Origin of the sequence: Endozoicomonas sp. Mp262, from assembly GCF_025643335.1 — a bacterium.
Lineage (GTDB): Bacteria > Pseudomonadota > Gammaproteobacteria > Pseudomonadales > Endozoicomonadaceae > Endonucleibacter.
In genome coordinates this window covers 1,079,557-1,093,524 of the sequence record NZ_CP092489.1, presented here as the reverse complement: position 1 = coordinate 1,093,524, position 13,968 = coordinate 1,079,557, and the positions used below count along the sequence as shown (strand labels likewise).

The window sequence follows — 13,968 nt, the reverse complement described above, 5'->3', positions numbered from 1 at the left end:
TGCTGTGGGATGGACTAATTTAACCCTTTTCCAGGTTGCTTTGTTGAGAGACATAAGGGTTGCCCCATCCCTGAATTCTGCTGATATACCGGTTTCGTTTTAACTCCCAGGCTGTGACGGGATACATCTTGTTCCAGGCCTCAAACAGTTTTCTCTGTTGAGGGCTTAACTTGAAACCGTAGCGGTCAGACATATAAAGGTAAATTCGGGCTATTTTACCTCTTTTTTCAACAGGTGGTTCGGCAGCCCGCTGTTTGAAATTTACTTTGAAATCACACTGGCCATACATGTCCGGGGTCTGGGGCAGGACAGCAAACCGGTAGTTTGAACGGTCTCCATTCACTTCCCCGACAGCGGGAACCAGGTTATGTAAATCGGCTTCCATATGTCTGAATTGTTCGCTATTTTTGCTACAATTTTTGCGGCCACCCTCTTGCCAGCATTTTAACTGGTGGCCGAAGACCCAGGCTGGAACGATATGCTCCCACTCAATCCGCCGGGCTCTTTTAGGCTGTTTTCTTACCTTGTAGCCACAGGAATTAAGGTCCGGAACTAATTTTTTCCCTTCTGTGTTTATCTTGCAGCCACAATAGAAGCTGCTTGGCTGGTCTTGGTATACCTCAGCGGCTATTTTTTTTGCCTTGCTAAATGATGAAGGCGTATTAGCAAAGCTGGGAGTGATTAAAAAGCAGCACAATGCAGTTGAAAGGATATGTTTAGATATGCAAGTAAGCCTGTTATGCACAGATGGTTCCTGTATCAGCGATTTCCGGCTTTTTATTATATTTTCCTATTGTTTTTACATCTATCCATATAAACGACTGCATGCATATATAATGCAGTCGACTTTAAATTAAACGGCTATAGATGTTTTTATTTTGGATGTATCTTTTTTTAATAGGGATACTCCTATCCCGGATATTTCATAAAGCAGCAGGCTGTCCATTCAATTTTGACTTTTCTGTGGGGGCTGCTGTTTTATCACTCTGTGACTAAAGGTCTTCAGGCTCCGACTACACCAATCTGAACATTTAACGATCAATTCTGCTTTTTTAGGCCGAATGAATACTCCAAACGTCTCTCATCTGGTTATTATTTAGGCGGGCTAAGCGTTGTGGAGGCTGCTACCCAGGCCGAGGCAACGGCATTTGATAAAATATCTCTGTTACATGCTGCAAAAGCTTCTTGAATGGGCAGCTGCTGGGTAGGTGCAGTTTGATCCGATCCTTGTACTCAACCACCTTAACCGCTACTTTGCAGAGTTTTGTGATTACCGTTGATGGCTGGGCTTTCTCCAGTTCCGTTCCTTTCAAAGCCTTGGTTCTCAGCTCGTAATGCAGAACGTAAGCCGCACAGGCATAAAACAGTCTCAAGTGATTGGCCAGAAAGGTCTGGTCTGACAGTCTGTCACCGGACAGATCACTTTTCAGGTGCTTAATGAAATTCTCATCCTGCCCTCTTGGGCAGTACAGATCCTCATAAATCACCTCTGGGGAAGCCTCTTTGATTGAGGTGACAATAAAGCGGGGATTGTCGCCTTTCTCGTTAACCTCTGCCTTATAGATTATCCGGGTATCGAGCCCTTTCCAGCTTTTAGCCTGATACTCGGCCTCACCGTACAGCCTGAGTCGTTCTGGCTCAGGCATATCGTTCAACTTGGCTAAGGCTGTTTTAACCTTGAAAGCTCGACGAGCCTCATCTAGCAACTCTTTGGCTTTAGGGCGTAAGGCCGTCTTGTGACCGGCACCTTTACCCAGCACATAATCAGCATGAGTATTAGCCTGAACAACATGCATTAACTCAGGTTGAGCAAAGTGGCTATCCCCGCGCACCAGCAAATGGGTTTTTGGCCACCGTTTACGGATAAGCTTGATGACACGCTTGATAATAGCGGCATTTTCCCTGCCTGTTGGCGTTTTGCCTGGACGGAGGATGGCAGTAATCAGCTTGCCACTGAGACCTTCAAAAATCAGCAAAGGCAGATAACAGTAGTCCTGATATTTGGCATTAAACAAATTCATTTGCTGCGATCCGTGGGTAATGGCCGGTGTGTGATCAAGATCGATCACGATAGCCATAGGTGGCAAGTCATAACTGGCGATAAAATGATGCACAAATGCTTCAGCCATTTGATAGATATCTTTGCGCCGCATGGACTTCCCGAGCCGTGTGTAGGTGGGAGATGAAGCCAGGTGGTTATCATCATCCAAAGGGTTTCGTCCGGTAGCCAGCTTTAACATGGGGTCTTTACGGAGGCGGTTGCTGTCGTTGGCATCCTCATAACCGCAAGCCATTTGCAAAATTCGCTGAACCAGGAGGTTTTGCAGAGAGTGGTCAATGTAGGATGGGTGACGCTTGTCATCAATGGCCTGGGTCAGTCTGGAAATAAGTCCGCTATGCAATATGGTTTCCCGTAACAGCAGAGCCCCAAAATCTGAAGATAACTCTCCACCATTGAAGTCCGCACGGATAGTTTTACCATTTGAAGGATGAAAGCGAAGCTGCTCTTGTGTAGATTGGGTCATGGCAAGTTCCGGTTTGCTTTTTCCGAAGCATTTTTTTGTCAATCCAATCGTACCAACAGATTGGACGGAACTTGCCTTTATTTATGAAATATCCGGGCTATGTATACGAAGGGTGTATCTATTAGTGAAATTATGATTTTAGCCATCCATTGACCAATAATTATATCCTGTATTGGAAGTTTTCCATAATAAGCGATGGATACAAAAACGATGGAATCAACCAGCTGTGCAGATACGCTGGATAAATTATTCCTTAGCCATAAGTGTTTGCTGTTCGTGACATGGCGAAGTTGTCCAAAAATCCATATATCCAGCATTTGGCTGCAAATATATGCGGCCAGGCTACCTAAAATAATACGGCTATTGCTGTTTAATACTTGCTCAAACATATTTTGATTATCCCAGAATGGGGCTGGTTTCCATACTACTGCTAGCTCAACGAGAGCAGCAACAGCTAGCATGGCAATAAAGCCGGCCAAGACCATTGTACGGGCGTTACGCTCTCCATAGACTTCACCAATAATATCTGTACATGCAAAGGTAATGGCATAAGCCAGTACGCCAGCAGGCACCGTATAATCAGCGATAACAATAATCTTTGAAGCTAATACCGCTGAAATAGCCATCCCTGAAAAAAACAGGGAAAAAACAACTAGGACAGACATTGGGTAGTCCCGGGTCGTTGTCATATCGATTCCTTGTTATAGACTTTTGTCGTTTATTAACTGACAAGGTTGGATTGTTGCTGGATAAAAATTCAGAACTCTATAGCTTATGGTTTTTAGTATCAATGGGTATCGGTATCCATTAACTATTTCAGGAGAAAGATTGCAGCTGAAAATCTTTGCCCGAGAGGGGCCCGGGCAAGCACTGCTATTTTATCTTGACAGGATTTCCGAGAAGAAGGCACTGAAGATACCACCGACGGAAGCAACCAAGCTGATCCCTGCCCCGGAAGTCAGTGAGTTCCATAAGGAGGACTGTTCAGCGATGTAGTAATAAGAAGCGCCGCCTAGCAGCCAGACCCACCAGAAACCAAAAGAAGCTACGGCTGTAAGTCGGAAGCCTGTTGATATAACATTTCTCATGATTTCCCCCGGTATGATTGTTAGCCACTTGATCTTAGCCTCATAGTGGTGCTCTCGCGATCAGGGTTTTACGCAATCCGTTTTATAGAGTGGGCTCAACAGCCCCTAGCACCTTTAATAAATAGGGAGTGAAGCCGTTATGCGTTGCCATGAAGTCGATTATGAAATCATTGGCCATGATATGCAGTTTGTGGAGGTGGAGTTAGATCCGGGTGAAACCGTGATAGCTGAAGCCGGAGCCATGAATTATATGGAGGAAGACATCACTTTTGAAACCAGAATGGGTGATGGCTCTGATGCTGACCAAGGGCTTTTTTCCAAGCTGTTCAGTGCAGGGAAGCGGATGATCACGGGTGAGTCACTGTTTATGACCCACTTTACTAATGAAGGCGAAGGAAAAAGAAAGGTCGCTTTTGCTGCATCTTTTCCTGGGTCTGTTGTCCCAATCAATATGGCAGAGGTGGGAGAAGAGGTTATCTGCCAGAAAGACTCATTCCTTGCGGCAGCCCTGGGTACTCAGGTCGATATTGCCTTTAACAAAAAGCTGGGGAGTGGTTTCTTTGGTGGCGAAGGGTTTATTTTGCAGCGGCTAAGAGGAGATGGCATGACCTTTATTCATGCCGGTGGAGCTGTTATAGCCAAACCCCTCAATAATGAAACGTTGCGGCTGGATACCGGCTGCCTGGTGGCTTTTACCCAGGGTATTGATTATGACATTCAGCTATCCGGTGGTTTAAAAAGCATGGTGTTTGGCGGTGAGGGAGCGTTTCTGGCAACACTGCAGGGAACTGGAACTGTTTGGGTTCAAAGCCTGCCTTTCTCTCGTCTGGCAGATCGTATTCTTGATCGAATGCCTAAGTCCAGTGGGAACGAGGAAGGGTAAACTCTATAGGATGCAACGCGCTTCGACTGGAAGCGTCTGTACTGATTTATCTCCCGCATTCCAGTGATGGTAAGCGGAGTTTAGGAAATATCAGGGCTAATGGCCGGGCTTTTGATTCTGAAGTAAAAGCAAGACCCTTTACCCAGGGTGCTTTCAACCCAGATATCCCCACCCATTAGCGCCACCAACTGTTTGGAAATTGTCAGGCCCAGCCCACTTCCTCCGAATTTGCGTTGGGTTGAATTATCTTCCTGTTCGAAGGACTGGAAGATATCGCCAAGTCGATGGTCAGCAATGCCCTTGCCGGTATCAGACACTGTTACAGTGAGCAGCTCCTGAACCGGATCATAATCAGCGGAAAGCTTGATTTGCCCTTGTTCTGTAAACTTAAAGGCATTTCCTAACAGATTCATGATGATTTGCCGGATTCGGCCAGAGTCACCGTTGAACTGCTCAGGCATTGCCTTAGACTGAATATCCAGTTTTAGCTCGATAGGTTTGTTCAGGGTTTCTGCGGTAAAGGCAGCGATACATTGTTCAAGTAATGGCTTAAGATGATAAGGCTGCTGATTCAAGGCTAATTTGCCGGCCTCTATCTTTGAAAAGTCCAGAATGTCATTGATTATTGCTAATAAGGACTGCCCTGACTGAAGGATAATGGTGATATATTGTTTTTGTTCACTGGTTAATGTTTCATCATTGAGCAATTCTGCAAGGCTGATGATTCCGTTAAGCGGGGTTCTTATTTCATGGCTCATTTTAGCCAAAAACTCCGTTTTATGCTGATTGGCCGTCTCGGCGATATCTTTTTGGCTTTGTAGCTGATCTCGTAACTCTTCCAGTGCTGCAATATTTTGCTTCATAGCGGACTGGGAGTGCAGGAACCGGTTTAATATCAGGTTGTATTGTTGGGCTATGGGATAGAGTTCTGAAAAAGAATCAGTGCCCAAAGGGCTGAACTGTTCCGTGGTTGATTGTTTTTCAAGCTGCCCCACAAGCAGGGCCAGCTCAGAAACGGCCCCATGTTCAGCAATATTCAGCCCTATCTGTTCACTTTTTTCCGGAACCCTTAGAGGGATAAATCGATTGATCAGGCCGAGTATTATGTAGCTGATACTAAAAGACCAAACAATAACGATAAGAGAACCCAATACTTGAATACCCAGCTGAGTTGTATAGTCATTGCCGTAAGTTCTCAATAACTGCTGGTTAACCCACACGAAAAGTCGCTGGATGCTTGTTCTATCAGGTCGGGCAACCAGGGAAAACTGCCACTGCCCATGATTCGATCTTTCAGATAATGCCAAAACGATAAACCGTACAACCGGCAAGTTTTTTTCAGGCTGGCAAACGTATCCCGGCACTTTCTTCCCGCTTTGCTTTTTGTGCCGCCGCTGATTTTTCGTCGTTTCACGTATTCCCGTATTTGGCTTTCGCTCAGGTTGTTATGGAGCGGAAGGCTTGGAGCATCGAGTACCTGTAGCAATTCCTTCTCTATAACGACCAGCCCTGACAGTGCGTCCTGTAAATCAGGAAAGTCTACCTGGGTATTAGTCAGGGCCTTGAAATCGCGACGTATGTTTTGAGCTTTACTTTTATCGGGGCTGGCCTTGAAGACTTTTAAATCGTTGTAGATAGCCCAGAACCATGTACGACACCAGTACTGTGCACTGGCTTGCTGCTCATTGACCGGGTGGACTTTAGCCAATCCCCGCTCCGCATGAACCCAGCATTGAGCATGGTTGAATACGTTGAACTGCTGAGCACCATCACTGAATGTGGTCAGGTGTCCCATACCATGAGCCATTAAGCTGCTGTAAATAAGCGCTTCTGCTGCTTGCTTGCGCCGGGTCTTTCCCGTTAGCCCATGGTCGTTAAGGGCTGCTTCCCAGGCTTCCCGGTTTAAAAACGTAACGCCCATGTATTGCCTGATGATGCTTAGCCACTTCTCCGGGTAATCAAATTTTTCCAGATAGTCCAAGGCGTCCTGCGTGACGGAATAAGTCTTCCAGGGGCGATGCAAGAGGCTCAGGAAGTTTTCCCTACTCTTACTGCCTGTGCTCTCAAACCAGGCAAATAGCTCATTGTTGATAATGGTACAGTAGCCATTTTGTCCTTTATGCCTAGCTCCGGTGTCATCGGTCTGGATGTAGCGGGAGCATTTGAACCCTGTTGCCAGCAAAGCGTCTTTTTCTTCATGAAAGTCAGTATGACCTTCAGTGAGTAGCCGATGAAGTTCTCCCGCGGACATTGAGATTCCTATATCCCACAACCAGTCCAACAGCTGCGGCTGAGTCACCGAGCAACCGTGATGCTGGTACAACAAATAGGACTGGAGTTGTGGTCCATAGTGATGTCCATGCAGGCTTTCGGGAGGTTTTGCTGTGATGGTTTGTCCGTCGGGCGTCTGCCATTGCTCCAAATGATACTCGACCGTGAACGCCTGAATAGTCAGCTCTTGTACAGAAAAAGAGCTAAATCCGTTTGGTGTCGAACCAGACGGGACATCAGATACTTCTACGGTGATGATTTTTTCTGTTGCTGGCTTATCAGGCTGTTGGCGATTTTTTCGTGTTCGTTCGCCAGGCTTCTCAACCTTACGTTTCCCTGAATTATCAGGCGGTTCGTTGTCATCACCGGGACCATTATCACCCTTTTTACCATCATCTTTTGGTTTTGTATTGGGTCTGATATCAGGCTTTGGCGGCAGTTTTTTAAGACGACGAATCTGCGCTTGCAGTGCCTCAACAAGCGCTTGAAGCTTCGCTATCTGCTCTTGCTGCTGAGTAATCTGCCCTTGCTGCTGAGCAACAAGATTCAGTAATCTCGCAGGTGAGTACACTTGCTCTTGATTGATTGGGGGTTGCATGAGGGAAGGATAGATGTATATCAGAATTTTGCAGCTATCCAGCAGTTATTGAGAACTTACTCATTGCCGGTATCAAGCACTTCAGGATCTCCCAACAGAGCCACAGCAAGGGTGCCCCAGAAACCAGCAGCCAGATGAACAGGAACGGCACCAACCACATCATCAAGCTTGAAGTAATTCATAAGTACCATGGCAAAACAGTAAAGTAGCCCTGAAATCAGGCCAATGACTATTGCCGTTTCAGGAATCATTGCATGGGCTCCGGCGGTAATGCCCACCAGTCCTGCCAATATGCCATTGGCTACAGTCAGCAAATTAACTTTTTTATCAAAAAAATGGCTCCAGATCATTGCAGCGATACCGCCTGCCGCTGCCGCCACAAAGGTATTTATAAGAATAACGGGTGCCAGTGGACCCAGTTTTATCAGGCTACCCATGTTAAACCCAAACCATCCCAGCCATAGGAATAACAAGCCCATCAGGCTCAGTACGATATTCTGCCCCCTGAAACCATTTTCCTGTTCGTAGACGCCCTTTCTTGGGCCAATAATTAGTAATGCCGCCAGAGCAACACTGCCCCCGAGGCTGTGAACTGCGGTTGAGCCAGCAAAATCAATAAAGCCCATTTGTGCAAGCCAGCCAGCCTTTGTGCCGAGAGTGCCTCCCCATATCCACTGGCCTGCGACGGGATAGATGAATGCAGCAATCAGAAGGCTGATAATCAGGTAACCTTTTAACCCGCAGCGCTCGGCTACAGCGCCTGAAACCAGGGTTGCGGCAGTGGCGGCAAATAAGGTTTGAAACATGAGAAATAGATAGAGGCTTCCTTTTGAATCCGGAGGGCTATTTTCCAGCAGAGCATTAAAAGCGCCATATTGGATATAGAAACCCAGTCCCACATAAGCCAGTGTGACGATAATAAAATCAAGCAGGTTTTTGGAAGCAACATTTATAGTGTTTTTGCTTCTTACAGCGCCTGCCTCAAAGCATAGAAAACCCACCTGCATCATAAATACAAGAGCAATACAGAATGACAGGAACAAAATATTGACGGTATCCGGGGACATAGGCCTGTGATTTTTTATTGGTTTGGTTTTTGGGTGACCCTATAGTTGATTGTAGCTGAAGGGCTATTGATAAAAAGGCAGAGTAAGTAGGTCATAGTTTGGTTTCAAATAAACTGGATGTTCGGCCAGTACGAGAAATCTACTTCTTGATCTAACGATCAGATAGCTATTGAATGATACATTTACTCTATTATAAAGAGAGTACTGGTCTTTAAATCCCTCTCCCTATGAAGTACGTCACTACAATCACTGATGAAGCTGTTTTATTAACTTTGAAATTCGCCAAACACTACGGACCTCTGAGATGTATAAGGGAAAGAGCCCATAGCCTTTTATTGAGCAATCGTGGCTTTACCCTTGAGCAAATTGCCGAAATACTTGAAATTAGATATCAAACTGCTTCTCAGTGGATTGATGATTGGGAAGAATATGGTATTCGTGCCTTGTACAAGGGGCATGGTGGCGGTAGGCCGTGCATATATGACGAATCCGAAGTGCAACGCATAAAAGAATTAGTGGCTGAAGAGCCTCGTCGCTTATCGTATGTCAAATCCAAGATCGAGGATGAAACCGGTAAATCTTCATCAAAAATTACTCTGGCAAACATTGTAAAAAAGCAGGGCTGGTTTACAAAAGACTCCGTAAATCATGCAAACATAAACGGGACGAAGAGCAATTCCATGACTGTAAAACTGCTCTGAAAGATGCCCAGGAAGCCGAGAGCAAAGGGTTAATCAATTTATTTTATTTTGATGAGTCCGGCTTTACCCAGGAACCTTGTGTGCCATACGGTTGGCAGGAAAAAGGAAAGCAGCTCAGAATACCATCAGTCAAAAGTAAACGCATCAACGTACTGGGGTTTATGAACCGAAGCTGTGAGCTATTTCATTATCCTGTTGTGGGTTCAGTGAATAGCGATACGGTGATTGCGGCCTTTGATGACTTTGCAGAGAAAATGGCAGATGAAAAATACAGCTCAAATGATCGTTACACGGTAGTTATGGTGGATAATGCCAGCATTCACACCAGCAAAAAGTTTTGTGCCAGAATTGATGACTGGATGATTGAAAAGAAATTGCTGGTCTGCTTTCTGCCAACATATTCACCTGAGCTCAACCTGATTGAAATCCTGTGGAGGAAAATAAAGTATGAATGGCTCAACCTCTTGTCAATCAAGAGCTTTGCGGAATTTGAAAAAGAAGTTGAACGGGTGCTTTTTTCATTTGGAGAGGAGTATATGATCTCATTTTCTAATACTGTCCGACTGGATGGTTAAATTATTCGAAAGCAATCTATACACTACTTAGTTGATTCGGTGTATGACTTTGACTTTCTGGACTGTAGAGCTTTTTATGGAGCGGGTGATGGGAATCGAACCCACGTTAGAAGCTTGGGAAGCTCCTGTTCTACCATTGAACTACACCCGCAAACTGGAGGCACCAAGTGATGCTATCCACCTGATGTTTTCCGATTCTAGCGCTGCGTTTGGTTTTGTGCAATTCAGTTATAAAAAGTAATATTGACCAACATCAAGTCCGAGCCAGGTTCAGCCAGTTTTTAACCCTGTTAAATACATCTGTAAACCAGGCGGTAAATTGGGCCGGGTTTTCTTTAAGTCCCTGTTCAATCTCATGGGTTGACCACCAACGGCAATTCATGACTTCCACAGGGTTAGGTGCTAGACACAGTTTTACCGCCTCACCAACCCAGACATGATCTCGTTCATGTTCAATCAGGTTATTATCCAGTTGGGCGTGGTAACAAAAGACCCCTATTTCCTGAAGAGTCAAAGGCTGATCAATACCCAGTTCCTCTTTAAGTCGACGCAGGCAGGCTTGCTCAAGATCTTCATTAATACGGGGGTGGGAGCAGCAAGTATTGGTCCACAGCCTGCCGCTATGGTATTTGCCTTCAGCACGTTGTTGCAGCAAGTATTCTCGTTCACCAGACCGGGAATAGCGGTATAGCATCACAGAAAATGCCTGGTGCAGTTCTCCGGTAATATGAGCCTGAAGCTTTTCCTGCTGGCCAGAAATAGTGCCATTCTCATCGACTAGAATAACGTGCTCTGAATGGGTCATGTATACCTGATTGCTGGATTATGAAAGACAAATAAGTCTAAACCATTATAGCCAGCTATGACGCCCGTCCTTTCACTTATACTAATGGTAATCCCCGTGCCAGTCTGGGCTGTTTTCCGGAAAGTCCCATGGCGTATTTCATTACTTGCTTGACCGCAGGCGTCATCTTCCCTGCCAGGGTCAAACCCATGTTACGGATTAGCTTCAGAGGGGGATGGTCATTACTAAAGGTATGATAGAAACCGTCCATGATGGTCATCATCCGCTGATTATCGGCTCTTCGAGCGGCTTCGTAGCGAGCCAGTACTTTGGGGCTGCCGATATCTTCTCCAGCTTTATGGGCATCCATCAGAATTTCAGCCAGCCAGGCCATATCCTGAAAGCCAAGGTTAACCCCCTGCCCAGCCAGAGGGTTAATGGTATGTGCAGCATCACCTGCTAGTACCACACCCGGGCGATAGTAGCGTTGAGCATGGCGCCTTGACAGGGGAAATGAGCCTTTTTCATGCAGTCTGACCAGTGGTGGTAACTCTTCAGGAAATGTGTTTCTAATCTCTGAGATAAAGTCATCATCACTTAAGGCTTTTAGCTGTTTAATAACTTCCGGATGGTGATACCAGACAATAGAGGCATAGCTTTTACCGTTGATATCGGGAAGAGGCAAGAATGACTCTGGCCCTGTTGGGGTAAAGGCCTGCCAGGTGATATCCTGACAACCGCCTTTAATTTCAGCGGTAGCAACCAGGCAGTGTTGTTGATAGTCCTGCTGGCTCAGGCCAAGGCAGGCTGCTTTACGTACTTTCGAGTTTGCACCATCGGCACCGACCAGCAGGCGTCCTGTAAAGCACTGACCATTGCTTAATTGAATTCTGGGTGACGCATTATTAACAAGGGTAATTTTTTCGATCTCTGCCGGACAAAACAGTTCAATGCTGTGGTGTTGAGCCATGGCTTGATGCAGTCCTAGCTGGGTCACCCGATTTTCTGCAATAAAACCCAGCTGGGCATAGCGGATGGCTGATGCATCGAATACCGTCTGGTTTGGTCGTCCTTTTATTGCAGCCAAGGATCCATCCAGTTTTTCCCATACGGCCATCTTCCGGTAGGGACACATGCGCATTTTTCTCATGGGTTCCCAGGCACCCAATTGACGAAGGATGTGTTCCGAGGCATAACTGAGGGCAGAGACACGCAGGTCGGGCAGCTGATCTGGCTGGAAAGGCTCAGGTAAAGTCCGATCAAACACGGCCACTTTCAGCTTCTGGCTACCCAGCGCCGTGGCCAGTGCGGAACCGACCATGCCTGCGCCTACTATCAATACATCGAAGTGCTGCTCTTTCATAGCCCTGCCCGTTATCTATACGGAAACTATCTAACCACAGAGCTTCCGGTGGCTCAATAAGCTGGTTGCCCTGCAATTCTTGGCAGCGGATTATTTTTTTGTAAGAGAGCGTTCTTAACGCGTCGCCTGCTGGCTTTTTTTAACTTTTTCCATTTTATTTTTTTATTAAACTCTGCATGACACTGTGTTTTCAGGATATAGCTATTGGGTGTATCAGGTGTTGTACCCTTGAAAGGTATATTTCTTCTAACATGCCTTTTTTCTGTTCCAGCCGGGGATGCACCTTCATGCTGATCCCTAAACACACTCTTATCCTCAAGGGGGCGGACAACTTGGCTGTAGGTTGCTCCTTGTGCTTGTCGTGGAAGGCGTTTATTAGCTTGGTAATGATGCTTCCTTTCTAATCTATTTATACCTTTATTTTTTCTATTGCTTCCGCGAAGCTGGGGAGGATTTCTATCTTTTTTAGAATTAAGTCCTAGCCCGGATATTTCATAAAGCAGCAGGCTGTCCATTCAATTTTGACTTTTCTGTGGGGGCTGCTGTTTTATCACTCTGTGACTAAAGGTCTTCAGGCTCCGACTACACCAATCTGAACATTTAACGATCAATTCTGCTTTTTTAGGCCGAATGAATACTCCAAACGTCTCTCATCTGGTTATTATTTAGGCGGGCTAAGCGTTGTGGAGGCTGCTACCCAGGCCGAGGCAACGGCATTTGATAAAATATCTCTGTTACATGCTGCAAAAGCTTCTTGAATGGGCAGCTGCTGGGTAGGTGCAGTTTGATCCGATCCTTGTACTCAACCACCTTAACCGCTACTTTGCAGAGTTTTGTGATTACCGTTGATGGCTGGGCTTTCTCCAGTTCCGTTCCTTTCAAAGCCTTGGTTCTCAGCTCGTAATGCAGAACGTAAGCCGCACAGGCATAAAACAGTCTCAAGTGATTGGCCAGAAAGGTCTGGTCTGACAGTCTGTCACCGGACAGATCACTTTTCAGGTGCTTAATGAAATTCTCATCCTGCCCTCTTGGGCAGTACAGATCCTCATAAATCACCTCTGGGGAAGCCTCTTTGATTGAGGTGACAATAAAGCGGGGATTGTCGCCTTTCTCGTTAACCTCTGCCTTATAGATTATCCGGGTATCGAGCCCTTTCCAGCTTTTAGCCTGATACTCGGCCTCACCGTACAGCCTGAGTCGTTCTGGCTCAGGCATATCGTTCAACTTGGCTAAGGCTGTTTTAACCTTGAAAGCTCGACGAGCCTCATCTAGCAACTCTTTGGCTTTAGGGCGTAAGGCCGTCTTGTGACCGGCACCTTTACCCAGCACATAATCAGCATGAGTATTAGCCTGAACAACATGCATTAACTCAGGTTGAGCAAAGTGGCTATCCCCGCGCACCAGCAAATGGGTTTTTGGCCACCGTTTACGGATAAGCTTGATGACACGCTTGATAATAGCGGCATTTTCCCTGCCTGTTGGCGTTTTGCCTGGACGGAGGATGGCAGTAATCAGCTTGCCACTGAGACCTTCAAAAATCAGCAAAGGCAGATAACAGTAGTCCTGATATTTGGCATTAAACAAATTCATTTGCTGCGATCCGTGGGTAATGGCCGGTGTGTGATCAAGATCGATCACGATAGCCATAGGTGGCAAGTCATAACTGGCGATAAAATGATGCACAAATGCTTCAGCCATTTGATAGATATCTTTGCGCCGCATGGACTTCCCGAGCCGTGTGTAGGTGGGAGATGAAGCCAGGTGGTTATCATCATCCAAAGGGTTTCGTCCGGTAGCCAGCTTTAACATGGGGTCTTTACGGAGGCGGTTGCTGTCGTTGGCATCCTCATAACCGCAAGCCATTTGCAAAATTCGCTGAACCAGGAGGTTTTGCAGAGAGTGGTCAATGTAGGATGGGTGACGCTTGTCATCAATGGCCTGGGTCAGTCTGGAAATAAGTCCGCTATGCAATATGGTTTCCCGTAACAGCAGAGCCCCAAAATCTGAAGATAACTCTCCACCATTGAAGTCCGCACGGATAGTTTTACCATTTGAAGGATGAAAGCGAAGCTGCTCTTGTGTAGATTGGGTCATGGCAAGTTCCGGTTTGCTT

At 46.2% G+C, this 13,968-nt stretch carries 14 protein-coding genes and 1 tRNA gene; 4 read left to right on the top strand and 11 right to left on the bottom strand.

Annotated features, from left to right (window positions below; genetic code table 11):
• Positions 1–19: 19 nt before the first annotated feature.
• The 3 genes from MJ595_RS04795 to MJ595_RS04785 all read right to left on the bottom strand — a co-directional run bounded on the left by MJ595_RS04795 (position 20) and on the right by MJ595_RS04785 (position 3,190).
• Positions 20–712: an endonuclease gene (locus tag MJ595_RS04795; RefSeq protein WP_263322458.1), complete on the bottom strand. Its 693-nt coding sequence runs from the start codon at positions 710–712 to the stop codon at positions 20–22.
• A gap of 412 nt (positions 713–1,124) precedes the next feature.
• Complete coding sequence (locus tag MJ595_RS04790) at positions 1,125–2,525, bottom strand: IS1380 family transposase (RefSeq protein WP_263322433.1); 1,401 nt, start codon at positions 2,523–2,525, stop codon at positions 1,125–1,127.
• Between the two features lie 77 nt (positions 2,526–2,602).
• Positions 2,603–3,190 carry a queuosine precursor transporter gene (locus MJ595_RS04785; protein ID WP_263081342.1) on the bottom strand — a complete coding sequence of 196 codons (588 nt, stop codon included), beginning with the start codon at positions 3,188–3,190 and terminating at the stop codon, positions 2,603–2,605.
• A 163-nt stretch (positions 3,191–3,353) separates the two neighbouring features.
• On the opposite strand from MJ595_RS04785, the gene MJ595_RS04780 reads away from it, so the two are divergent.
• Both MJ595_RS04780 and MJ595_RS04775 read left to right on the top strand, forming a co-directional pair.
• Complete coding sequence (locus MJ595_RS04780; protein ID WP_263081341.1) at positions 3,354–3,521, top strand: hypothetical protein; 168 nt, start codon at positions 3,354–3,356, stop codon at positions 3,519–3,521.
• Positions 3,522–3,752: 231 nt separating this feature from the next.
• Complete coding sequence (locus MJ595_RS04775; protein ID WP_263081340.1) at positions 3,753–4,496, top strand: TIGR00266 family protein; 744 nt, start codon at positions 3,753–3,755, stop codon at positions 4,494–4,496.
• An 80-nt stretch (positions 4,497–4,576) separates the two neighbouring features.
• Here the strand turns inward: MJ595_RS04775 and MJ595_RS04770 are convergent, their stop codons facing one another.
• From MJ595_RS04770 to MJ595_RS04760, 3 genes are read right to left on the bottom strand one after another with little or no spacing between them, the layout of a single operon-like run.
• The gene (locus MJ595_RS04770; protein WP_263081339.1) at positions 4,577–5,716 is read right to left on the bottom strand and encodes an ATP-binding protein; all 1,140 of its coding nucleotides are present in this window, start codon (positions 5,714–5,716) and stop codon (positions 4,577–4,579) included.
• On the bottom strand, positions 5,692–7,365 hold the full coding sequence (locus MJ595_RS04765; RefSeq protein ID WP_263078486.1) for a transposase: 1,674 nt from the start codon (positions 7,363–7,365) through the stop codon (positions 5,692–5,694). The genes MJ595_RS04770 and MJ595_RS04765 overlap by 25 nt, the downstream gene beginning before the upstream one ends.
• Positions 7,366–7,421: 56 nt before the next feature.
• Positions 7,422–8,432 carry an ammonium transporter gene (locus tag MJ595_RS04760; RefSeq protein WP_263081338.1) on the bottom strand — a complete coding sequence of 337 codons (1,011 nt, stop codon included), beginning with the start codon at positions 8,430–8,432 and terminating at the stop codon, positions 7,422–7,424.
• Positions 8,433–8,659: 227 nt separating this feature from the next.
• Between MJ595_RS04760 and MJ595_RS04755 the strand changes: the two genes are divergently transcribed.
• The gene (locus MJ595_RS04755) at positions 8,660–9,133 is read left to right on the top strand and encodes a helix-turn-helix domain-containing protein (protein ID WP_263078037.1); all 474 of its coding nucleotides are present in this window, start codon (positions 8,660–8,662) and stop codon (positions 9,131–9,133) included.
• Positions 9,055–9,708, top strand: a complete 654-nt coding sequence (locus tag MJ595_RS04750) for an IS630 family transposase (protein WP_263322427.1) — start codon at positions 9,055–9,057, stop codon at positions 9,706–9,708. Before MJ595_RS04755 ends, MJ595_RS04750 begins: the two co-directional genes overlap by 79 nt.
• A 77-nt stretch (positions 9,709–9,785) precedes the next feature.
• Here the strand turns inward: MJ595_RS04750 and MJ595_RS04745 are convergent.
• The 5 genes from MJ595_RS04745 to MJ595_RS04725 all read right to left on the bottom strand — a co-directional run bounded on the left by MJ595_RS04745 (position 9,786) and on the right by MJ595_RS04725 (position 13,949).
• Positions 9,786–9,859 (bottom strand) — tRNA-Gly (locus tag MJ595_RS04745).
• Between the two features lie 102 nt (positions 9,860–9,961).
• Entirely contained in the window at positions 9,962–10,513 is a 552-nt protein-coding gene (idi, locus tag MJ595_RS04740; RefSeq protein WP_263081337.1) for an isopentenyl-diphosphate Delta-isomerase, read from the bottom strand.
• A gap of 76 nt (positions 10,514–10,589) precedes the next feature.
• Positions 10,590–11,855, bottom strand: a complete 1,266-nt coding sequence (locus tag MJ595_RS04735) for an FAD-dependent monooxygenase (protein WP_263081336.1) — start codon at positions 11,853–11,855, stop codon at positions 10,590–10,592.
• Positions 11,856–11,908: 53 nt separating this feature from the next.
• On the bottom strand, positions 11,909–12,370 hold the full coding sequence (locus MJ595_RS04730; RefSeq protein ID WP_263081335.1) for a hypothetical protein: 462 nt from the start codon (positions 12,368–12,370) through the stop codon (positions 11,909–11,911).
• Positions 12,371–12,548: 178 nt separating this feature from the next.
• Positions 12,549–13,949: an IS1380 family transposase gene (locus tag MJ595_RS04725; RefSeq protein ID WP_263322433.1), complete on the bottom strand. Its 1,401-nt coding sequence runs from the start codon at positions 13,947–13,949 to the stop codon at positions 12,549–12,551.
• Positions 13,950–13,968 lie beyond the last annotated feature (19 nt).

Coding starts and splice junctions, on each gene's coding strand:
- MJ595_RS04775 (WP_263081340.1), top strand. CDS start 3,753: ATGCGTTGCCATGAAGTCGATTATGAAATCATTGGCCATGATATGCAG.
- MJ595_RS04785 (WP_263081342.1), bottom strand. CDS start 3,190: ATGTCTGTCCTAGTTGTTTTTTCCCTGTTTTTTTCAGGGATGGCTATT.
- MJ595_RS04755 (WP_263078037.1), top strand. CDS start 8,660: ATGAAGTACGTCACTACAATCACTGATGAAGCTGTTTTATTAACTTTG.
- MJ595_RS04725 (WP_263322433.1), bottom strand. CDS start 13,949: ATGACCCAATCTACACAAGAGCAGCTTCGCTTTCATCCTTCAAATGGT.
- MJ595_RS04790 (WP_263322433.1), bottom strand. CDS start 2,525: ATGACCCAATCTACACAAGAGCAGCTTCGCTTTCATCCTTCAAATGGT.
- MJ595_RS04765 (WP_263078486.1), bottom strand. CDS start 7,365: ATGCAACCCCCAATCAATCAAGAGCAAGTGTACTCACCTGCGAGATTA.
- MJ595_RS04730 (WP_263081335.1), bottom strand. CDS start 12,370: ATGGACAGCCTGCTGCTTTATGAAATATCCGGGCTAGGACTTAATTCT.
- idi (WP_263081337.1), bottom strand. CDS start 10,513: ATGACCCATTCAGAGCACGTTATTCTAGTCGATGAGAATGGCACTATT.
- MJ595_RS04760 (WP_263081338.1), bottom strand. CDS start 8,432: ATGTCCCCGGATACCGTCAATATTTTGTTCCTGTCATTCTGTATTGCT.
- MJ595_RS04735 (WP_263081336.1), bottom strand. CDS start 11,855: ATGAAAGAGCAGCACTTCGATGTATTGATAGTAGGCGCAGGCATGGTC.